10 protein-coding genes and 1 pseudogene are annotated in these 21,050 nt (G+C 54.8%); 9 read left to right on the forward strand and 2 right to left on the reverse strand.

What is annotated here, in order from left to right; genetic code table 11:
* The first annotated feature begins 381 nt into the window (after positions 1-381).
* On the forward strand, positions 382-9,015 hold the full coding sequence (locus tag WG891_RS04525) for an Ig-like domain-containing protein (protein ID WP_337261689.1): 8,634 nt from the start codon (positions 382-384) through the stop codon (positions 9,013-9,015).
* 187 nt (positions 9,016-9,202) lie between these two features.
* Here WG891_RS04525 and WG891_RS04530 read toward each other — a convergent pair.
* Positions 9,203-9,322: pseudogene (locus tag WG891_RS04530) on the reverse strand (IS3 family transposase); the annotation flags it as partial.
* A 284-nt stretch (positions 9,323-9,606) separates the two neighbouring features.
* Here WG891_RS04530 and WG891_RS04535 point away from each other — a divergent pair.
* The 6 genes from WG891_RS04535 to fbpC all read left to right on the forward strand — a co-directional run bounded on the left by WG891_RS04535 (position 9,607) and on the right by fbpC (position 17,516).
* Positions 9,607-10,236 (forward strand): response regulator transcription factor, encoded by a 630-nt coding sequence (locus WG891_RS04535; protein ID WP_337261690.1) that lies wholly within the window; start codon positions 9,607-9,609, stop codon positions 10,234-10,236.
* 15 nt (positions 10,237-10,251) lie between these two features.
* A complete protein-coding gene (locus WG891_RS04540; protein WP_337261830.1) occupies positions 10,252-11,781 on the forward strand; it encodes an MASE1 domain-containing sensor histidine kinase in 1,530 nt (509 codons plus the stop codon).
* Between the two features lie 88 nt (positions 11,782-11,869).
* The gene (gene uhpC, locus WG891_RS04545; protein WP_076941424.1) at positions 11,870-13,159 is read left to right on the forward strand and encodes an MFS transporter family glucose-6-phosphate receptor UhpC; all 1,290 of its coding nucleotides are present in this window, start codon (positions 11,870-11,872) and stop codon (positions 13,157-13,159) included.
* 93 nt (positions 13,160-13,252) lie between these two features.
* Positions 13,253-14,284, forward strand: a complete 1,032-nt coding sequence (locus WG891_RS04550; RefSeq protein ID WP_337261691.1) for an ABC transporter substrate-binding protein — start codon at positions 13,253-13,255, stop codon at positions 14,282-14,284.
* Positions 14,285-14,354: 70 nt separating this feature from the next.
* The gene (locus tag WG891_RS04555; RefSeq protein ID WP_156294311.1) at positions 14,355-16,433 is read left to right on the forward strand and encodes an ABC transporter permease; all 2,079 of its coding nucleotides are present in this window, start codon (positions 14,355-14,357) and stop codon (positions 16,431-16,433) included.
* A 24-nt stretch (positions 16,434-16,457) separates the two neighbouring features.
* Positions 16,458-17,516, forward strand: coding sequence for a ferric ABC transporter ATP-binding protein (gene fbpC, locus WG891_RS04560; RefSeq protein WP_337261692.1), 1,059 nt, complete (start codon positions 16,458-16,460; stop codon positions 17,514-17,516).
* Positions 17,517-17,584: 68 nt separating this feature from the next.
* Here fbpC and WG891_RS04565 read toward each other — a convergent pair whose 3' ends face one another.
* On the reverse strand, positions 17,585-17,995 hold the full coding sequence (locus tag WG891_RS04565; RefSeq protein ID WP_443006024.1) for a helix-turn-helix domain-containing protein: 411 nt from the start codon (positions 17,993-17,995) through the stop codon (positions 17,585-17,587).
* 71 nt (positions 17,996-18,066) lie between these two features.
* Here WG891_RS04565 and WG891_RS04570 point away from each other — a divergent pair, with 71 nt between their 5' ends.
* Both WG891_RS04570 and WG891_RS04575 read left to right on the forward strand, forming a co-directional pair.
* Entirely contained in the window at positions 18,067-19,281 is a 1,215-nt protein-coding gene (locus WG891_RS04570; RefSeq protein ID WP_337261693.1) for an MFS transporter, read from the forward strand.
* A gap of 1,086 nt (positions 19,282-20,367) precedes the next feature.
* Positions 20,368-21,006 carry a DUF1120 domain-containing protein gene (locus tag WG891_RS04575; protein ID WP_337261694.1) on the forward strand — a complete coding sequence of 213 codons (639 nt, stop codon included), beginning with the start codon at positions 20,368-20,370 and terminating at the stop codon, positions 21,004-21,006.
* Positions 21,007-21,050 lie beyond the last annotated feature (44 nt).

A 21,050-nucleotide genomic window follows, 5' to 3' on the forward strand; every position in this document is an offset into this window, starting at 1 on the left:
CAATGACACCGGCAGTCGTCAACATCATGGTCAAACGTTGCACTTCTTATCTAAGCTCGCATTTTGCCATTACACATCAGCAATACTTATCTACACTGAGTTATAAGCCTCTTAATGCAGCGCTGATGACATCCTTTATTTCACTTTTCTGAAGAAACGCTAGTCACATATTTTTTAAATTTTTCTATAGACCACAAGCTGTCTACCTATGGAACGAATTTGATAAGCATGACCGCTTATGTCGCTCATTTGACAAAATGTGAGATGAATAAGATGAAAAAACGTCGTCTGTCAAGCTTAAAACTTAAAAAAAAGTATCTGAGAACATCAAAATTAACAGCCAAAAAAACACAGTTTAGAAAATCAAAGATAGCCGTCTCATTGGCCTGGACGAATATCATTACTCAAGCGTTGTTCCCGATGGGGATAGCCTTCACACCGACCGTTATGGCACAGACATCTGATAAAAAACGTACTGCCGTTTCACAAAGCGAACAGGAGGCAGCCACCGCCGCAACGCGTCTTGCCAGCATATTAGCCAGTAAGGATGCCACACAATCGGCAGAATCTGTTGCTCGGGGCATAGCGACCAGCAAAGGCAACGAAGCCGTGCAAGATTGGCTCAACCACTTCGGCACGTCACGCGTCCAATTGCAGCTTGATGAAAAGTCAAGTCTGAAGGGCAGCCATGTAGATACCCTTTTTGCGCTCGAAGACACCCCCAGCGCGCTGCTTTTTACTCAGCTTGGGCTCCATATGAATCAGGATGATGGCGATCTCACCGTCAACCTTGGCCTAGGGAAACGCCATTTTCTCCATGACCAGATGTTCGGCTACAACCTGTTTCTTGATCGGGATATTCAGGCTCACCATAACCGTAGCGGGTTGGGTTTGGAATACATGCGCGATAACCTGCGGCTTTCAGCAAACAGCTACTTGGCGATGGGAGGGTGGAAAGATTCACACCATCTGGCCGGATATGATGAAAAAGCGGCCAATGGATTTGATATCCGTTCAGAAGGTTATCTTCCTTCACTGCCCCAGCTAGGGGGCAAATTAATGTATGAAAAATATTACGGTGACAATGTCGGGCTTTTCGGCAAAGACAAGCTGCAATCCAATCCTTCTGCTGTTACCGTCGGCGTTAATTACACGCCTGTCCCTCTGGTCACCTTAGGCGTTGACCGCAAGCAGGGGAACGACAATGTAGGAAATACCACTTTCAATATCGCCTTTAACTATGCCTTGGGTGTCCCATTCGCCAAACAGATCCATGCGTCAGATGTTGCAGCAAAACGCAGCCTTGCGGGTAGCCACTATGATTTGGTTGAGCGTAATAATGAAATAGTTTTGCAGTATCAGGAACAATCTCAGCTCAGCGTTTCCCTGGCACCATCGCTGCAAGGCGAGGCAGGGCAGACGTTCTCATTGCAGGTGAAAACGTCCAGTAAAAATGGTGTAAGCCGCTATGAGTGGAATGACAGTCTCCTGACCACCGCCAACGGCAAGATTACTGGCAGCGGTGATAATTGGCAGGTCACATTACCCTCTTATTCTTTCAATGGTAACAACACGTATCCCATCAGCCTGGTTGTTTATGATAAAGCAGGTAACCGCTCCCAAGAGGCCCACAGCCAAATCATCGTCACCGGCTATGGGGTTAACGGGCTGAATGCGGTGTTGCAATCCAGCCAAGACACCTTACCTGCCGACCGCCAAGCGACCACAACCGTTGCGTTGACGCTGAACGATGCCAATCAACAGCCTATCAGCGGGATGGCAGAGAGCATTCAGTTGCTCGCCGATTTCCAGCCGCAAGACGCCGCACCGATGGCAACCCGGAAGGGTAAACAAGTGGAGCAGACACAGACTTTGGGTAACCTGAGCGAGGCGACAGAAAAACCGGGCACTTACCTCGCTACCCTGACCGCAGGCAGTCAACCGGGCATTATCAACATTACGGCAAAACTGAATGATACACTCCTGCCTAATGCTCGTGCTCAAGTCAACCTTGTCGCAAACACAGCCAATGCCAGCATTGCCGACAATGCCTTGAAAGTGACTAATACGGGCGATACTCTCGCCAATGGCAACGCCAGCAACCCCCTTACCCTGCCGGTTAGCGATGCTAACGGCACCCCGCTACCAGACTATGACGTCACCTTTACCGTTACCCAGCCCGATGGCAGCAAGCAGAATATCGTGGTCAAGACCGACAAGGACGGCGTCGCCACCCTGCCAATCACCAGTAATCAGGCGGGGGAGACCACCGTCTCCACTACCGTTGGCGGGAAAACCGAAACAGTTACGGTCAATTTTGTCGCCGACAGCAGCACCGCCACGATTGCTGACAATGCTTTGAAAGTGGCCAATATCGGCAATAGGCTCGCCAATGGCAACGCCAGCAGCAGAGTTACCCTGCCGGTGACCGATGCCCACGGCAACCCAGTGCCGAACTATAACGTCACCTTTACCGTCACCCAGCCCGATGGCAGCAAACAAGATATCCTGGTCAAGACCGATGCCAATGGCATCGCCACCCTGCCAGTGACCTCCACCCAGGCCGGAGTGGTTACCGTCTCTACTGCCGTGGGTGGCAAGGCCAACACCGCCGATATCAGCTTTGTGGCCGACAAAAACGCCGCCACCATTGACGATAACGCCTTGAAAGCAGCTAATACAGGCACTACCGTCGCCGACGGTAAAACCAGCAACAGCGTGACCCTGCCGATCAGCGATCCCAATGGCAACCCACTGCCGAACTATAACGTCACCTTTACCGTCACCCAGCCCGATGGCAGCAAACAAGATATCTTGGTCAAGACTGATGCTAACGGCGTGGCCACCCTGCCGGTCACCTCCACTCAGGCTGGGGAGGTCACCGTCTCCACCACTGTGGGTGGCAAGACCAGCACAGCCGATCTCAGCTTTGTGGCCGACAGCAGTACCGCTACCCTTGCCGATAATGCCTTGAAAGCGGCCAATACGGGCAATACTCTCGCCAATGGCAGCACTAGTAACAGCATTACCCTGCCGGTCACCGATGCTCACGGCAACCCGCTACCAAACTATGACGTCACCGTTACCGTCACCCAGCCTGATGGCAGCCAGCAGGATATCGTGATCAGGACTGATGCTAATGGCGTTGCCACCCTGTCGGTGACCTCCACCCAGGCCGGGGACGTCACCGTCTCCACCTCCGTCGGTGGGAAAACCGAGACCGCCACGGTTGGCTTTGTCGCCGACAGCAGCACTGCGACAATGGCCGACAACGCCATGCAGGTGAGCATTGGCGGTAATACCGCCGCCGACGGTCAAGCCAGTAACAGCGTGACTCTGCCGGTGACCGATGCGAATGGCAACCCGTTGCCGGATTATGATGTCACCTTTACCGTCACCCACCCCGACGGCAGCAAACAGGATATCGTGATCAAGACCGATGCCAGCGGTGTCGCCACCCTGCCGGTCACCTCCACTCATGCGGGAGAGGTGACCATCTCCACCTCCGTCGGTGGAAAAACCGAGAGCACCACCGTTGGCTTTGTGGCCGACAGCAGTACCGCAACGATTGCCGATAACGCCATGCAGGTGGTCAATGGCGGTGATACCGTCGCAGACGGTCAAGCCAGCAACAGCGTGACCCTGCCGGTGACCGATGCGAATGGCAACCCGTTGCCATATTATGACGTCACCTTTACCGTCACCCATCCGGACGGCAGCAAACAGGATATTCTGGTCAAGACCAATGCCACCGGCCTCGCCACCCTGCCGGTGACGTCCACCCAGGCCGGGGAGGTCACCGTCTCCACCACCGTAGGAGGGGAAACTGAGACCGCCACGCTTGGCTTTGTGGCCGACAGCAGCACAGCCACCCTCATCAGCAATACCATGCAGGTAGCCAATAGTGGTAGTACTGTCGCCGACGGTAAGGCCAGCAACAGCGTGACCCTGCCGATCACCGATACCAATGGCAACCCAGTCCCCAACTATGATGTCATCTTTACCGTGACCGATAGTAAAGGTAAACCCCAGACCTTCACCGTCAGCACTGATAACAAGGGAATTGCAACGTTGCCTGTTAGTTCAACAGTCGCAGGGAACACCACGGTATCAGCTACCCTCGGCGGCAAGACCGAAACGGCTGATATCAGCTTTGTGGCTAACAGCAATACAGCCACTTTGATCGATAACTCAATGCTTGTAAGCAATAATGGCGCGACTTTAGCCGACGGAAAAGCAACGAATAACGTTCTCCTTACGGTCACCGACAGCTATAGCAACCCATTAGCGGGTTATGAGGTTATTTTTAAGGTAACGAACAGTGAGGGAAAAACACAGACTTTCACAGTCAAGACCGTTCAAAATGGCATCGCCACCCTACCAGTGACGTCCACTGAAGCCGGTAAGGTCACCGTATCTGCCACCGTGGGTGGCAAGACCAATACGGCCGACCTCAGCTTTGTGGCTGACAGCAGCACTGCCACGATTACCGATAACGCCATGCAGGTGGTCAATGGCGGTGGTGATACCGTCGCCGACGGTAAAGCCAGTAACAGCGTGACCCTGCCGGTGACCGATGCGAATGGCAACCCGCTACCGGACTATGGCGTCACTTTTACCGTCACCCAGCCCGATGGCAGCCAGCAGGATATTCTGGTCAAGACTGATGCTAACGGCATTGCCACCCTACTGGTGACGTCCACTGAAGCCGGTAAGGTCACCGTCTCCACTACCGTCGGTGGCAAGACCAACACCGCCGAGATTAGCTTTGTGGCCGACAGCGACACGGTCACCCTTGCCGATAACGCCATGCAGGTGCTCAACGGCGGTGATACTGTCGCCGACGGTCAAGCCAGTAACAGCGTGACCCTGCCAGTGACCGATGCCAACGGCAACCCGGTGCCGAACTATGACGTCACCTTTACCGTCACCCAGCCCGATGGCAGCCAGCAGGAGATGGTGATCAAGACCGACAAGGATGGCATTGCCACCCTGCCGGTCATCTCCACCCAGGCCGGGGACGTTACCGTCGCCACCACCGTCGGTGGGAAAATCGAGACCGCAGCGGTCAGCTTTGTGGCTGACAGCAGCACCGCGACGATCGCCGATAATGCTCTGAAAGTGAGTAATACGGGCACGACCGTCGCCGATGGCACCACCACCAATACCGTTACGCTGCCGGTGACCGATGCCCATGGCAACCCCGTGCTGAGCTATAACGTCACCTTTACCGTCATCCAGCCCGATGGCAGCCAGCAAGATATCGTGATCAAGACTGATGCCAACGGTATCGCCACCCTGCCGGTCACCTCCACTCAGGCCGGGGACGTCACCGTCTCCACCTCCGTGGGGGGCAAGACCGAGACCACTACCGTCAGCTTTACCGCCGACAGCAGCACCGCCACCCTGGCCGATAACGCCATGCAGGTGGTCAACGGCGGTGGTGATACCGTCGCAGACGGTAAAGCCAGTAACAGCGTGACCCTGCCGGTGACAGATGCTAACGGCAACCCCGTGCCAAACTTTAACGTCACCTTTACCGTCACCCAGCCCGATGGCAGCCAGCAGGATATTCAGGTCAAAACTGACACCAACGGTATCGCCACCCTGCCGGTCACCTCCACCCGGGCTGGTGAGGTCACCGTCACCACCACCGTGGGTGGGAAAACTGAGACCGCCACAGTCGGCTTTGTCGCTGATAGCAACAGCGCGACGATCGCCGATAACGCCCTGCAGGTGAGTAATACGGGCACTACTGCCGCCAATGGCACTACCGCCAATACCCTCACGCTGCCGGTGACCGATGCCAACGGCAACCCCGTGCCGGACTATAACGTGACCTTTACCGTCATCCGGCCCGATGGCAGCAAGCAAGACATCGTGATCAAGACTGATGCCAACGGTGTCGCCACCCTGCCGGTCACCTCCACCCAGGCCGGGGACGCCACCGTCTCCACCACCGTGGGGGGCAAGACCAATACGGCCGATCTCAGCTTTGTGGCCGACAGCAGCACCGCGACCCTTGCCGATAACGCCATGCAGGTCGTCAACGGCGGTGATACCGTCGCTGACGGTCAAGCCAGCAACAGCATTACCCTGCCGGTTGCCGATGCTAACGGCAACCCCGTGCCGAACTATAACGTCACCTTTACCGTCACCCAGCCCGATGGCAGTCAACAGGAGATCCAGGTCAAGACCGACAAGGATGGCATCGCCATCCTGCCGGTGACCTCCACCCAGGCCGGGGACGTTACCGTCGCCACCACCGTGGGTGGCAAGACCGAGACCGCCACGGTCAGCTTTGTAGCCGACAGCAGCACCGCGACGATCGCCGATAACGCTCTGAAAACGAGTAATACGGGCACTACCGTCGCCGATGGCACCACCGCCAATACCGTCACGCTGCCGGTCACCGATGCCCATGGAAACCCCGTGCCAAACTATGACGTGACCTTTACCGTCACCCAGCCCGATGGCAGTCAACAGGATATTCAGGTCAAGACCGACAAGGATGGCGTTGCCACCCTGCCGGTCACCTCCACTCAAGCGGGGGAGGTCAGTATCTCCACCACCGTCGGTGGCAAGACCGAGACCGCCAAGGCTGGCTTCGTGGCAGACAGCAGCACCGCGACGATCGCTGATAACGCCCTGAAGGCGAGCAATACGGGCACTACCCTTGCCGATGGCACCACCGCCAATACCGCCACGTTGCCAGTCACCGATGCCCACGGCAACCCCGTGCCGAATTATTACGTCACCTTTACTGTCATCGATACAACAGGCAATAAAACCATCACCGCAGTAAAAACCGATGAGAACGGTGTCGCCTCCCTACCGGTCACAAGTGACAAGGCTGGAACCGTTAATGTCTCTGTCAATGTCGCTGATAAAACCGATACCCTGTATCTCGGTTTTGTCGCTGACAGCAACACCGCCACGATTGCCGATAACGCCCTGAAGACGGCCAATACGGGCACTACCGTGGCCGATGGCACCACCGCCAATACTGTCACGTTGCCGGTTACCGATGCCCATGGCAACCCCGTGCCGAACTATAACGTCACCTTTACCGTCACCCAGCCCGATGGCAGCCAGCAGGAGATGATGATCAAGACCGACAAGGACGGCATCGCCACCCTGCCGGTCACCTCCACCCAGGCCGGGGACGTTACCGTCTCCACCACCGTGGGGGGCAAGACCGAGACCACCACCGTCAGCTTTACCGCCGACAGCAGCACCGCCACCCTGGCCGATAATGCCTTCAAGGTAAGCAATACGGGCGATACCGTCGCCGACGGTCAAGCCAGCAACGGCGTCACCCTGCCGGTGACCGATGCTAACGGCAACCCCGTGCCGAACTATAACGTCACCTTTACCGTCACCCAGCCCGATGGCAGCCAGCAGGAGATCCAGGTCAAGACCGACAAGGACGGCATCGCCACCCTGCCGGTCACCTCCACTCAAGCCGGGGACGTCACCGTCTCCACCACCGTCGGTGGCAAGACCGAGACCACTACCGTCAGCTTTACTGCCGACAGCAGCACCGCCACCCTGGCCGATAACGCCCTCAAGGCAAGCAATACGGGCGATACCGTCGCCGACGGCAATGCCAGCAACGGCGTCACCCTGCCGGTGACCGATGCTAACGGCAACCCCGTGCCGAACTATAACGTCACCTTTACCGTCACCCAGCCCGATGGCAGTCAACAGGAGTTCCAGGTCAAGACCGACAAGGACGGCATCGCCACCCTGCCGGTCACCTCCACTCAGGCCGGGGACGTCACCGTCGCCACCACCGTGGGGGGCAAGACCGAGACCACCACCGTCAGCTTTGTCGGCGACAGCAACACCGTCACCCTGGCCGATAACGCCATGCAGGTGGTCAACGGCGGTGGTGATACCGTCGCCGACGGTCAAGCCAGCAACGGCGTCACCCTGCCGGTGACCGATGCTAACGGCAACCCCGTGCCGAACTATAACGTCACCTTTACCGTCACCCAGCCCGATGGCAGTCAACAGGAGATCCAGGTCAAGACCGACAAGGACGGCGTTGCCACCCTGCCGGTCACCTCCACCCAGGCCGGGGACGTCACCGTCTCCACCACCGTGGGGGGCAAGACCGAGACCACCACCGTCAGCTTTACCGCCGACAGCAGCACCGCCACGATTGCCAGCAATGCTCTCACTGTGGTGAACAACAACGCCGTGGCGAATGGTACTGCCACTAACTCGGTGCAGGTGATCGTCACCGATGCCAATAACAACCCTGTGCCAAATCAGAGTGTGACATTCACTGCCGATAATGGTGCCACGATTGTTAGTACGGCCACCACCGACATCAATGGTATCGCCATCGCCACACTGAAAAATACCAAGGCAGTCACCAGTACTGTTAAAGCAACGACAAATGGCCACAGCCAAAGTGTTGCCACCGCTTTCAAAGCTGATACAACCACCGCCACCATTGCCAGCAATGCTCTCACTGTGGTGAACAACAATGCCGTGGCTAATGGCACAGCCACTAACTCGGTGCAGGTGATCGTCACCGATGCTAATAACAACCCTGTGCCAAATCAGAGTGTGACATTCACTGCCGATAATGGTGCCACGATTGTTAGTACGGCCACCACCAACGTCAGCGGTATCGCCACCACCACGTTGAAAAGTAACAAGCGGGGTACCAGCACTGTTACCGCAAGTACTAACGGTAAAAGTCAAAGTATTGCCACCACCTTCGCAGCGTATGTATTAACCACCTCACCGAATGTTCTAGGAAGTGGGAATATACCAAGTGGTTATGATGAGGTTACATTTACATTATCAGACGGTAACTGGTTAAATCTGCTTACACTGCCTAAAGGGGGAGTGACAGGGAATAAAATTACTATCATTCAGAATGCTACATACACTACCTATATAAGTAGTAATAATACTTCTATGGCTAGTCAACTTACTGCACCGAAAGGCAATACTTATATCTTCACTTTCAATGGTACTGTTTGGGAAAAACAATAAGATGCGCAACGTAATGGTCAAGTGAGACTCTAGATGATGAAAACGCAACACCGAGATGAGACAAAAATACCCCCAATGAGACAGAAAAACAGCCTTACTGAATTTTTGTTTTTAGGTTTACTCAAAAGAGAAACCTGGGAAAAATGAACTAACCCTATAAGGTTGGATAGTTTGCATCAGGTGGCTGGAATGCCTCCGCGACCGCATTATTCAGACAGTTTCCTTTACGGGACATGCTCTGTGTAAGGTGTTTCGCTTTCAGCTTTTGCTGGCAGCTCGCCATCTGACGCTGCCAGCCCTGATCTGTAATAGTGCGGTGACGCCGTTCGTTGGTTTGCATCACACTGAACCGGTCAGTCGGTGAAGGGTAACCTTACGGTGAACTCAGGGGCTAATGCTTAGGCACTTTATTTCTCCGTGTGATGAATATGACGGCATGCTACCTAAGCAAAATTAATTAGAATGTGAGTTCTCCGCACCATTACATTTCAAAGCCGAACTGTTAACTCTCTTCCATTTTGCAGCGCAGGGGTTGCTCCCCGGCCTTTTCCTGCGCATGATGCGGCAAACAACATAATTTGTTACAGGCTTATGATTAACGTTGCTCTGATCGATGACCACGTGGTGGTGCGTTCCGGATTTGTCCAATTATTGTCGCTGGAGAGCGATATTCGCATTATCGGGCAGTTCGACTCGGCGGCCGAGGCGTGGCCGCATCTGCTACACGATCCGATCGACGTGGCGGTGCTGGACATTGCCATGCCAAACGAAAGTGGCTTGAATCTGTTACAGCGTTTGCGCCAGCAACGCCCGACGTTCCGCGCCATTATCCTCAGCATTTATGACACCAATGCTTTTGTGCAGAGCGCTATCGATGCCGGGGCTGGCGGCTATCTCACCAAGCGATGTGGGCCGCATGAGCTAGTGCAGGCGGTGCGCACCGTCAGCCATGGCGGGTTCTATCTGTGCGCCGATGCGCTGCGAGCCCTGCGCCACACGCCGCAACCACCGAAAGAACTGCAGGTGCTCACGCCGCGGGAAAAAGAAATCTTCGATTTATTGGTCAATGGCATGAGCGTTAAAACCATTGCTCAGCAGTTAACCTTGAGCCACAAAACAGTGCAGGTACACCGCGCCAATATCCTCGGTAAGCTCCAGTGCAGCACAACCGTTGAGTTAGTGCACTTCGCCCTGCAGCATCAGTTGCTTACCGGGGGTTAACCGGTGCCGCTGATCCTGCGCCGCCTGGCGCTTTCCTTGTTCCTGGTGCTGTTTTTCTCTCTCAGTTGGCTGGCACTGTGGACCATCAGTTTGCATCTCACGCAAAACAGCCAGCAAGCCACGCTGCTTTTGCCCCAGGGGCTGCGGCTAGCGTTGTTAATCCTGCTGCCGCGCCGCTATTGGCCAGCGCTGTTGGTGGCAGAAGGGGCAATACTGCTGTGGCTGAATAACCAGCAGTTGTTAAACGCCCCTCTGATGCTGGTTTTGCCGTGCTTAAGCCTGCTGCCCGCCTGGTGTACTCAACGGCTTTGGTATCGTTATCACCACTACTGGCAACGGCTGTCGCTACTGCTGGCCGCTATCAGTGCTAACGCTTTGCTGTATGGGCTGCTGGCTGGCCCTTGGATAACCGCCCCGATCAGCCAGACACTGCTGACCTGTTTTACCGGTGGTGTACTGCTGGTGCCTTTTCTTTATCTGATTCATACCTATCTGAAACAGCAACTGGTTGCCACCATGCCAGCCCCTCATCCCCTCACTCCGCAGATCCGCACCTCGCTGTTACTGTGGTGTTCGCTGTTTTTCACGATTGGCATTTGCGTGCAGGTAGCCATCGCGCCAGAAATGGAGCGTCTGCTACTGATTTTCATCTTCCTGCCTAATGTGCTTATGGCCTACCTGTTCGGTTGGCAAGGCGGCGTCCTGGCAGCCCTGTTTGGCAGCATACTGATTACCCTCACCCGCCAAGCGGGTGGCGCTTTTCAGGATTCGCGTGAACTGGAGCTGTTCCTTTCCACCCAGGCGCTATTGGGGATTGGCTTGGGGATCGCCATCAGCCGCCAGCAGCAGTTGGCGCAAAAGCTACAGCGCTATCGCCAGCAGTTGGAGCGGGAACTGGCAGCCAAACGGCATCTGATGGAGCGGCTCGTCGCGACCGAGGAAGAAACACGCAAGGGCATCGCCCGCGAATTGCATGATGAGATCGGCCAGAATATTACCGCCATACAGATCCAGGCGATGCTGGTGAACCGCAGCGCCACCGCGCCGGCCACCCGCCTGGCCGCTGAACAGATCGATGCGCTTTCGCAGCGTATCCACCACACCACCCGCACGCTGTTACGGCAATTACGCCCGCCGGTCTTGGAAGAGATGGCGTTCGACAAAGCGCTAAACCATCTGGCCAATGAGTTTGCCTTTGCCGAACAAGGGATCGATTTTCACCTCGATTATCAATTACCCGCCCCCCCGAGCGATAAAACGCTGGTATCCACTCTCTATCGCGTGGCACAGGAGTCGCTCAATAACATCAGCAAACACGCCTGTGCCAGCCATGTCCGCCTGCGCCTGACCCAAAACGATCGGATGATCACCCTTGAGATCCGCGATAACGGCCAAGGTATGCCACCGCAAGCCAACAGTGGGTTTGGCCTGCTCGGAATTGAAGAACGGGTACACGCTCTCGGTGGGGATTGGCAACTTCAGCGCCGCAACGGCACCCGCGTAATTGTTAACTTACCCACAAAATTGAACGAAACCCTGTCCTGACTAGGAATAAGTCTTAGGCCTCTAAAACCTTGTCTCATCCCTTTCTGTTATTCACTCTTTACACTGCGTTCATTGTCCAGAGGAACCCATGACATCGGCCACGTTAACTGCAGAACAAATCAGTGCCCGCTATCGCTACTGGCGGCCACGCCTGATGTTTTCGATGATCGTCGGTTATGGCGCGTTTTACCTGACACGCAAAAGCGTCAGCTACGCCATGCCGGTGATGCAGCTTGAGCTGAATCTGGACAAAGGCGATATCGGCCTGTTGGGCACGCTGTTTTATCTGGCTTATGGCGGCTCGAAGTTTGTTTCCGGTATTGTCAGCGATCGCAGCCAGGTGCGTTGGTTTATGGGCGTGGGGCTGTTCATCACCGGGTTACTGAACATTCTGTTCGCCTTTTGTCATTCACTGACGGCGTTGTTGCTGGTGTGGACCTTGAACGGTTTCTTTCAAGGCTGGGGGTGGCCACCCTGTGCCAAATTGCTCACCAGTTGGTACTCGCGTAACGAACGCGGGTTCTGGTGGGGAACCTGGAATACCTCGATCAGCCTGGGCGGTGCTGCGGTGCCGCTGCTGTCTGGCTTTATGGCCTCGCACTACGGCTGGCAATCGGCCCTGCTGCTGCCGGGTGTGATCGGCATGCTGATTGGCTTATGGCTGTGCTGGCAACTGTGTGGCAAACCGCAGCAACAAGGATTACCGAGCGTTGGCAGTTGGCGGCGCGATCCGCTGGAGCTTTGGCAAGAGCAAAGAAGCCCGCCAATGCCGATGCGGCAGATGCTGTATGACACCATTTTACGTAACCCGACCATCTGGTTGCTCGGTGTCTCTTACATCTTGGTGTACTTGATACGTATTGCACTGAATGACTGGGGCAATATCTGGCTGGCAGAAAGCCATGGTGTGAACCTGATGAAGGCTAACGCCACCCTGTCGCTGTTTGAACTGGGTGGGTTATTTGGCGCTCTGTTTGCCGGTTGGGGATCGGATCTGCTGTTTCGCGGCCTGCGAGCGCCAATGATCCTGCTGTTCTCTTGCGGATTGTTTCTGGCGATGACCGCCTTATGGCTGGCCCCGTTACACCACTACGGGTTGCTTTCAGTCTGTTTTTTCAGCCTTGGCTTCTTTGTGTTCGGGCCACAGATGCTGATTGGCTTGGCGGCTACTGAGCACTGCCATAAAAACGCGGCGGGTACCGTGACCGGCTTTCTTGGCTTGTTTGCCTATCTGGGTGCGGCGTTGGCCGGTTGGCCGCTCGCTCAGGTGTTACAGCACTACGGCTGGTACGGCTTTTTTGCCGTGCTGGCGCTGGCCGCCACCTGCGTCGGCCTGCTGTTGATGCCGATGCTGATGGCCGGGCAAATGCGGCAATAACGGCCAAGAAGAGAGGCTCGTGAATTTATCCCACTCACGGGGAAGGAAACCAATAAGTTCGTTTTACCCTACAACAACAAAAAGGACAACATGATGAAATTAACACCTTTGAACACCCTCTTGGCTACGACTCTGGCACTGGCTACGCTGGCAGGAAGCGCACAGGCCAAGGGGCGACTGGTGATCTATTGCAGCGCCACCAACGCCATGTGTGAAGAAGAAGCCAAAGCCTTCGGGGAAAAATACGACGTCAAAACCAGCTTTATCCGCAATGGTTCCGGCAGCACGCTGGCCAAGCTGGAAGCGGAGAAAAAGAATCCACAGGCCGATGTCTGGTATGGCGGCACGCTGGATCCCCAATCGCAAGCGGGTGAAATGGACCTGCTCGAGGCTTACGCCTCACCTAATCTGGCACAAATCATGCCGCAGTTCCGCGATCCGGCCAAACGCAAAGGCAACTACTCTTCTGCGGTCTATATCGGCATCCTCGGCTTTGGCGTCAACAACGATCGCCTGAAAGAAAAGAATCTGCCGGTGCCCAAATGCTGGAAAGATTTGACCAACCCGATCTACAAAGGGGAGATCCAGATCGCCGATCCGCAAAGCTCCGGTACCGCTTACACCGCGCTGGCCACTTTTACTCAGCTATGGGGTGAAGAGGCAGCCTTTGATTACCTGAAGCAGCTTAACAAGAATATCTCGCAGTACACCAAATCCGGCATTGCCCCGGCTCGCAACGCCGCACGCGGTGAAATCGCCATCGGCATTGGCTTCCTGCATGACTATTCGCTAGAACAGGAAAAAGGGGCTCCGTTGACGCTGGTTTCCCCCTGCGAAGGCTCCGGCTATGAAATCGGCGGTATCAGCATTATCAAGAATGCCCGCAATATGGAAAACGCCAAACTGTTCGTTGACTGGGCACTATCTAAAGAAGCCCAAGAGCTGTCTTGGAAGAAAGGCCAGTCTTACCAGATTCTGACCAACACCACGGCTGAAACCTCCCCCAACTCGCTGAAACTGGATCAGTTGAAACTGATCGATTACGACATGGATACCTACGGTGCCTCCGATATGCGTAAGAAGCTGATTTCCAAGTGGGTGAGTGACGTGAAGATGGGCAACTGACCCAGTGCTACCCAGATCGGGCGTGTTTATCTCCACGCCCGTCTCATTTTAGTTAATTCCGGGGAATATCATGTCTGAAGCCATTACCCTGCGCGCCGCGCAGGGGCGGGACCCTATTTTCTACTGGCTGCTGCTGGCGCTGGCTGGCTTTGCCTTGCTGCCCTCATACAGCCTGGACTACGGGCTGCTGGGAGCCTCTCGTGAAGAGCTGCTGGCCGCCTATGGATGGTCGCACAGCGGTGTGGCGCTGGTGTGGTTTGCCGCACCGCTGCTGCTGTTTTTGCGCCCGGCACTGGCCGCTGGCCGCGAACGGCGCACCCGTCACCTGTTTGACGCCGGTTATGCGCTGGCCTGCGCGGGGCTGGTATTTATCACTGCCACTTTAACCGATACCGGTATGGGATTCGCGACCCTGCCCCTCCTGCTGGCGCTGGGCGCGGTGATCACCTTGGCACTTTCCAGGCTGGAATGGCTAGGGGGTGATCGCTTCGTGCTGGGATCATTGGTGGCGGTGATTGCGCTCATCACCCTGTTTATCATTTACCCCAGCATCGCCATTTTTATTCCGATGTTCACCGATGATGCCGGTGCCTTCGCCCCGTTAGGATTTATGCAGGTTCTTGGGCAAGCGCATATTTTGCAGGTGATCTGGAACTCTTTCCTGCTTTCTGCCGCCGTTGGAATAGGTTGCACCTTCTTCGGTATGGTGCTGGCGATTTATACCACGCGCATTGCCCGCCGTTCAGCGCTGATTGGCCGCATCTTTTCGATCCTGCCTATCGTCACGCCGCCCTTTGTCGTCGGGTTGGGCGTTACCCTGATGATGGGGCGCTCCGGCTACATTACCGAGTTTATGGTGACCTGGTTCGGGCTGACCAATACCAACTGGCTGTATGGTTTTACCGGTATCTGGCTGGCGCAGGTGCTGGCCTTTACCCCGATGTCATTTATGATCCTCGACGGTGCCATCAAGACCATCCACCCTTCGCTGGAGGAAGCGTCCTACACGCTGCGCGCCAACCGTTTTCAGACCTTCACGCAGGTCTTCCTGCCACTGCTGAAACCGGCGCTGGCTAACTCGTTCCTGATCGTTATCGTCCAGTCGTTGGCCGACTTCAGCAACCCGTTAGTGTTAGGCGGCAACTTCGACGTACTGGCAACGCAGATCTACTTCTATATCACCGGCGCACAGTTGGATTATCAGGCCGCCAGTACCTTAGGGGTGATCTTACTGCTGTTCTCATTGCTGGTGTTCTGTGTGCAGTATATGTGGATCGGTAAACGCTCCTACGTGACCATTTCCGGCAAATCAAACCATGGTGACGTGCAGCCGCTGCCAACGCTGCTGGTGTGGGGCGTTTCATTGATGCTGTACGTATGGATCGCCTTTAACCTGTTGCTGTACGGCAGCATTTTCTACGGCAGCTTCACCGTCAACTGGGGGGTGGATTACACCCTGACGCTGGACAACTTCAGCAAGCTGTTCGGCCAAGGATTCAGCGATGGCGCATGGCCTTCTCTGCTGGATACCTTGTTGTATGCCGGGATTGCCGCTCCGATTACTGCCATCTTTGGCCTGCTGATTGCCTACATCGTGGTGCGCCAGCAGTTCAGCGGTAAAAAGGTCATCGAGTTCAGCACCATGCTGTGCTTCGCGGTGCCGGGCACCGTCGCCGGGGTGTCCTACATTCTGGCGTTCAACAGTGCGCCGGTTTACCTGACGGGCACCGCAGCGATCGTGATTATCTCCATGGTGATGCGCAACGTGCCGGTAGGGATACGTGCGGGTATCGCCGGTTTGGGGCAGTTGGACAAATCGCTGGATGAAGCTTCGCTCAGCCTGCGCGCCGGGTCACTGCGCACCGTGCTGTATATCCTGCTGCCGCTGCTGCGCCCGGCGATCCTCTCGGCGTTGGTTTACAGCTTCGTGCGTGCCATGACCACCGTCAGCGCCATTATTTTCCTGGTTACACCGGATACGCGCGTCGCTACCTCCTACATCCTCAACCGGGTTGAGGACGGTGAATATGGCGTGGCAATTGCCTATGGTTCGATTCTGATCGTCGTGATGCTGGCGATTATTTTCCTGTTTGATGCCCTGGTTGGGGAAGCGCGGGTGGCGCGTTCCAAAGCCCGGAATGCGGCCTGAGTGCGGCGCATAAGGATGAACAACATGTCTGACAATCAAGATAAAAAACCCTTTGTTGAACTGAGAAACGTCGCCAAACGCTTTGGCAACCACACCGTGATTGGCGATTTGAGTCTGGCGATTCCACGCGGTGAAATGGTGACACTGCTTGGCCCTTCCGGCTGTGGCAAAACCACGGTATTACGCCTGGTTGCCGGGTTGGAAAAGCCCAGCAGCGGGCAGATCTTTATCGATGGCGAAGACGTGACCGATCGCTCCATTCAGCAGCGTGATATTTGTATGGTCTTCCAGTCCTACGCGCTGTTCCCACATATGTCGCTGGGGGATAACATCGGTTACGGCTTGAAGATGCTCGGTCGGCCCAAGGCTGAGATCCGCGATCGGGTGCGTGAAGCACTCATGCTGGTCGATCTGGAAGGTTTTGAAGAACGCTATGTCGATCAGATCTCCGGCGGCCAGCAGCAGCGCGTTGCCCTGGCGCGAGCGCTGATCCTGAAACCCAAAGTCCTGCTGTTCGATGAGCCTTTGAGTAACCTTGATGCGAACCTACGCCGTAGCATGCGCGAGAAAATCCGTGAGTTGCAGCAACAGTTCCATATCACCTCACTGTATGTCACGCACGATCAAAGCGAAGCCTTTGCCGTTTCAGACAGTGTGCTGGTGATGAACAAAGGGGAAATCATGCAGCTCGGGGCGCCACAAACGTTGTACCGCTATCCGGCATCGCGCTTTATGGCAAGTTTTATGGGTGATGCCAACATCTTCCCGGCCAAGGTCACCAGCAGCGGCGTTGAGATCTTCGGCTATCAGGTGCCACGCCCGCACGGTTTTGCCTCTGGCTTGCAGGAATGTACGGTTGGCGTGCGTCCCGAGGCGATCACGCTCAGCCAACACGGCGAACCCAGCCAACGCTGCACCATCAGCAAAGTGGCCTATATGGGGCCGCAATACGAAGTGCTGGTGAATTGGCACGATCAGTCGCTGCTGTTGCAGGTTAACGCTACCCAACTGCAACCGGAACCGGGAGACAGTTATTACCTGCAAATCCATCCGTTCGGCATGTTCATGTTAGCTGACGAGTAACTCCCACAGCCCCCGTTGGATAACGCGGGGGCTACGGTAGCCTAGTGCTGCGATAGCCTTCAGTTTTCTTATTTGGCTTGACTCTTTTTACGATGACTTGCCGTCGCAAGTAAGCGCTGGAATGTCGGGCACTCCAGGTGTGAGGGTGCCGGGCAATCGGCAACATGCCGCAACGCGTTTTTCAACACCGTAAGATTGCAGATCTGGCGTTCCAACTCATCCGCTCTGGCATGCAGGCTCCCACGCGGCAGATCCGGCAATCCATCCTTGCCAAACATGCTGGCAATTTCAACCAGCGAAAAACCGGCAGACTTACCGAGGGCAATCAAGGAAAGCCGCAACAGGACGTCTGTCTTGAACTGCCGCCGCAGGCCGTTCCGCCCGACAGACGCGATCAGGCCGATCTCTTCGTAATAGCGCAGTGTCGAAGGCGATACGCCAGATTGCTGCGCCACCTCGCCGATATCCAGGATTTTCATGCTTGACCTCAAGTTGACTTGAACTTGTACGATGCATTAACACGCAAATTCATGCAAGAGGAAAACAGTTCATGAAACAAGACCCCGTTCCTGCTCCAACATCCGTCTGGCGAGATCAGCGGGCCATCGCTCTTTTGCTGGCGGCAAGCCTGACCGTTATGGCGAATGCAACGATCAGCCCTGCGCTGGCAGGGCTCGAGGCCGCCTTTTCAGACGCCCCCCATGCGGAAATACTGACACGCCTTCTGGTGCCCGCCCCCTCTCTTAGCGTGGTGCTCTGCGCCCCATTGGCAGGTATGTTCGCCGATCGCTTTGGGCGACGCAGAATGCTCCTGATCGGCGTTATCCTGTTCATCATCACCGGCAGCGCCGGCCTCTACCTGCCCAGCCTGCCGGCGATTTTTGCCAGTCGCCTGGCCCTGGGGATCGCCGTGGCACTCATCATGACAGCGGGAACCGCTCTGATTGGCGACTACTTCACCGGCGACCAACGCAGTGACCTGGTGGGGCTACAGGTGTCGGCACGCAATTTCGGTGGTTTTTTGTTTATCTCACTGGCCGGGTACATGGCGGCGATCTCACCACGGTTGCCATTCGCCATCTACGGCTTAGCGGCCTTTTTCCTGCCGCTGATGTGGGTGGCGATTAGCGAACCCGTCAGATCGGCACCGCGTACCAAAATGCAGGGAAACAAAGGGCGCCGGGCCTGGAAATGGCTCATTCTTACCCTGGCCCTTTTGCAAATGCTGACCAATATGCTCTTTTTCGTCATACCGACACAGCTCCCCTTTTTCTTCAAGGTACAAGGCTATAACAGCGCCGTGATGACCGGTTCAGCCTTGGGGGCGTTGATGTTGACAGGCGGTTGCACGGCTTTGCTCTATGCGCGAATGAAGCGCACGATCGGCTTCTACGGCAATTACAGCCTGGGCTATACCATGCTGGCCCTGGGATTTATGCTCGTCGGCTGTGGAATGAAACCCTGGATAATCTTTGCGGGTGCCGCCGCTATCGGCGCAGGTTACGCCATGGTCTCGCCGAATTTCGTCGCCATTGCGCTCAACCTGGCCCCAGAACGGCACCGGGGCCTGGTAGGAGGCATGTTAACCACCTCAATCTTTCTTGGTCAGTTCCTTTCCCCTTGGCTCAGCACCCCAGCGATTGCTGCTTTCGGCTATAGCGAAACATTTTATGGTATCTCACTGCTTCTCGGGGTGCTGGCTATGGCAACAGCGCTCGTCGGTGGGAGGGAATTAATACGTCGCCTTCTGCCTGCCACGGGGTGATAGACGCTTTTTGTTGTGGGCTAAAATCAGGGCATCCGCAAGATGTCCTCAGACTGCTGACAAAGCCAGCTGCTTGCGGCACAAATCTGCCTGATACTGCGACCTCCCCCCTCTCCGCAACGAGCATTCGCGCTTGCCTTGAGCTTTTGCTCAACGGTAAGGGACAAAACGCCGCCATCTCAAGCGATGGAGTTACTCAGTATTTTTTATTTTTTTAAAATCAGAATGATAGAAGAAATATTCTTGCGGATTTTGCATTATTTGATCTCAATCAATTTTTCCAAGCCGAAACCTGGTTAAGTTGCAGCCGAAAATCCTTTCACTGACCGCTAACCCCGTATTTTTATCCATACCTTTACTAGGGTTATGCACTTTTTTTCTATAAAAATCGTTTTTTAGTCATTTTTTACACCACATATTTTCTGACAAAAAATAACCTATCTCATTGTTTTCAAAAAAATCTCTCCTGTTACACATTCAAATAAAGCATCACGTGAAACAAAAAAATATCTCCTCAGCGATAAGAAAAGCTTTTATAGTCGCCGCATCAAAAGAACAGCGTATTTATTCAATGTGAGCAATATGAGCATGACAGCGTCTATATTCTTTCAATAGAAAGAATGTATACCTGCTAACCGTTTTAGTCAGTTACTCTATAACCAAGATAGAAATCATCAGAAGCAAGAGATTACTATACTCTACATAATTTGAGTTGCATGTAGACGGCAAGCCCGAGCCGCCAGAGGCATAGATCACTATGTGGCTGCTGCGAGAGGGCGTAGCCAACACTCAGGCAACTTGAAGTATGACGAGTATAGTATACAGCTATGGGAACCCTAACTGAGATTAATTGACCTCTACGGAAAGATTAAAAAACTCAACGATTCACAGAATAACCTCACTGACTCTAATACATAACCCGCTCGCCTCGCGCGGTTAGAATTTTTAATGGGGAAAACCCATTAATAACAAGAATTGATGGAATGTATGCCGTCAATTTTTATTAACGGTTTTATATTGCCAATATTAACAAGCAAATAAAACCAAACACGTTGTTATTAACATCATGATATGGATTTTTGTTTTATGAAAAAGCACGTAATTAGCGCAACTGCATTATCAACCCTGCTGCTGACCATGGCAAACGCTCACGCTAACGCCCCAACTGCAGAGCTGAAAGTTATCGGTGAACTGACCGTTCCAACCTGTACTGTGGCAGGCCCTGATGATGGCATCTATGACTTTGGCAAACTGTCTGCCACCATGATCAAGCCGGCGGCAACTACCGCGCTGACTCCGATGACCAAAACCTGGACGGTTACTTGCGATGCAGAAACCTACCTGAACTTTGCACCGGTAGATAACCGTGCGGCCTCATCCAGCGCGGTAGCTGCCACCAACTTTGGCATGGGGATGGTTAACAGTACCGGGAAAATCGGTTACTACACCGCACAAATGCAAAATGCCACCGTAGATGGCGTGGCTTCCAGCCTGTTTACTTCTGCCTCAGCCACCTTTACCCCGGCAGCTACGGCAAACATCACTACCGGTCAGCGTTCCGGTTGGGCTACAGCAACAGCCAACACCCAAAAAAGCGGTAAGATCTTCGTTACTGACATCACCGTTAGCCCAGTACTGGCAAGCTCTGCCACCATGAACGGCCCGATTACTGATGACACCACTATCGACGGTTCGATGACGCTGAACTTTGCCTACGGCATCTAATCCAGACAGAGTTGCCCGCCCATGGCGGGCAACGACCTGAACTA

It is taken from the genome of Serratia sp. MMO-28, assembly GCF_037199905.1.
Classification (GTDB): Bacteria; Pseudomonadota; Gammaproteobacteria; order Enterobacterales; family Enterobacteriaceae; genus Chania; species Chania oryzae.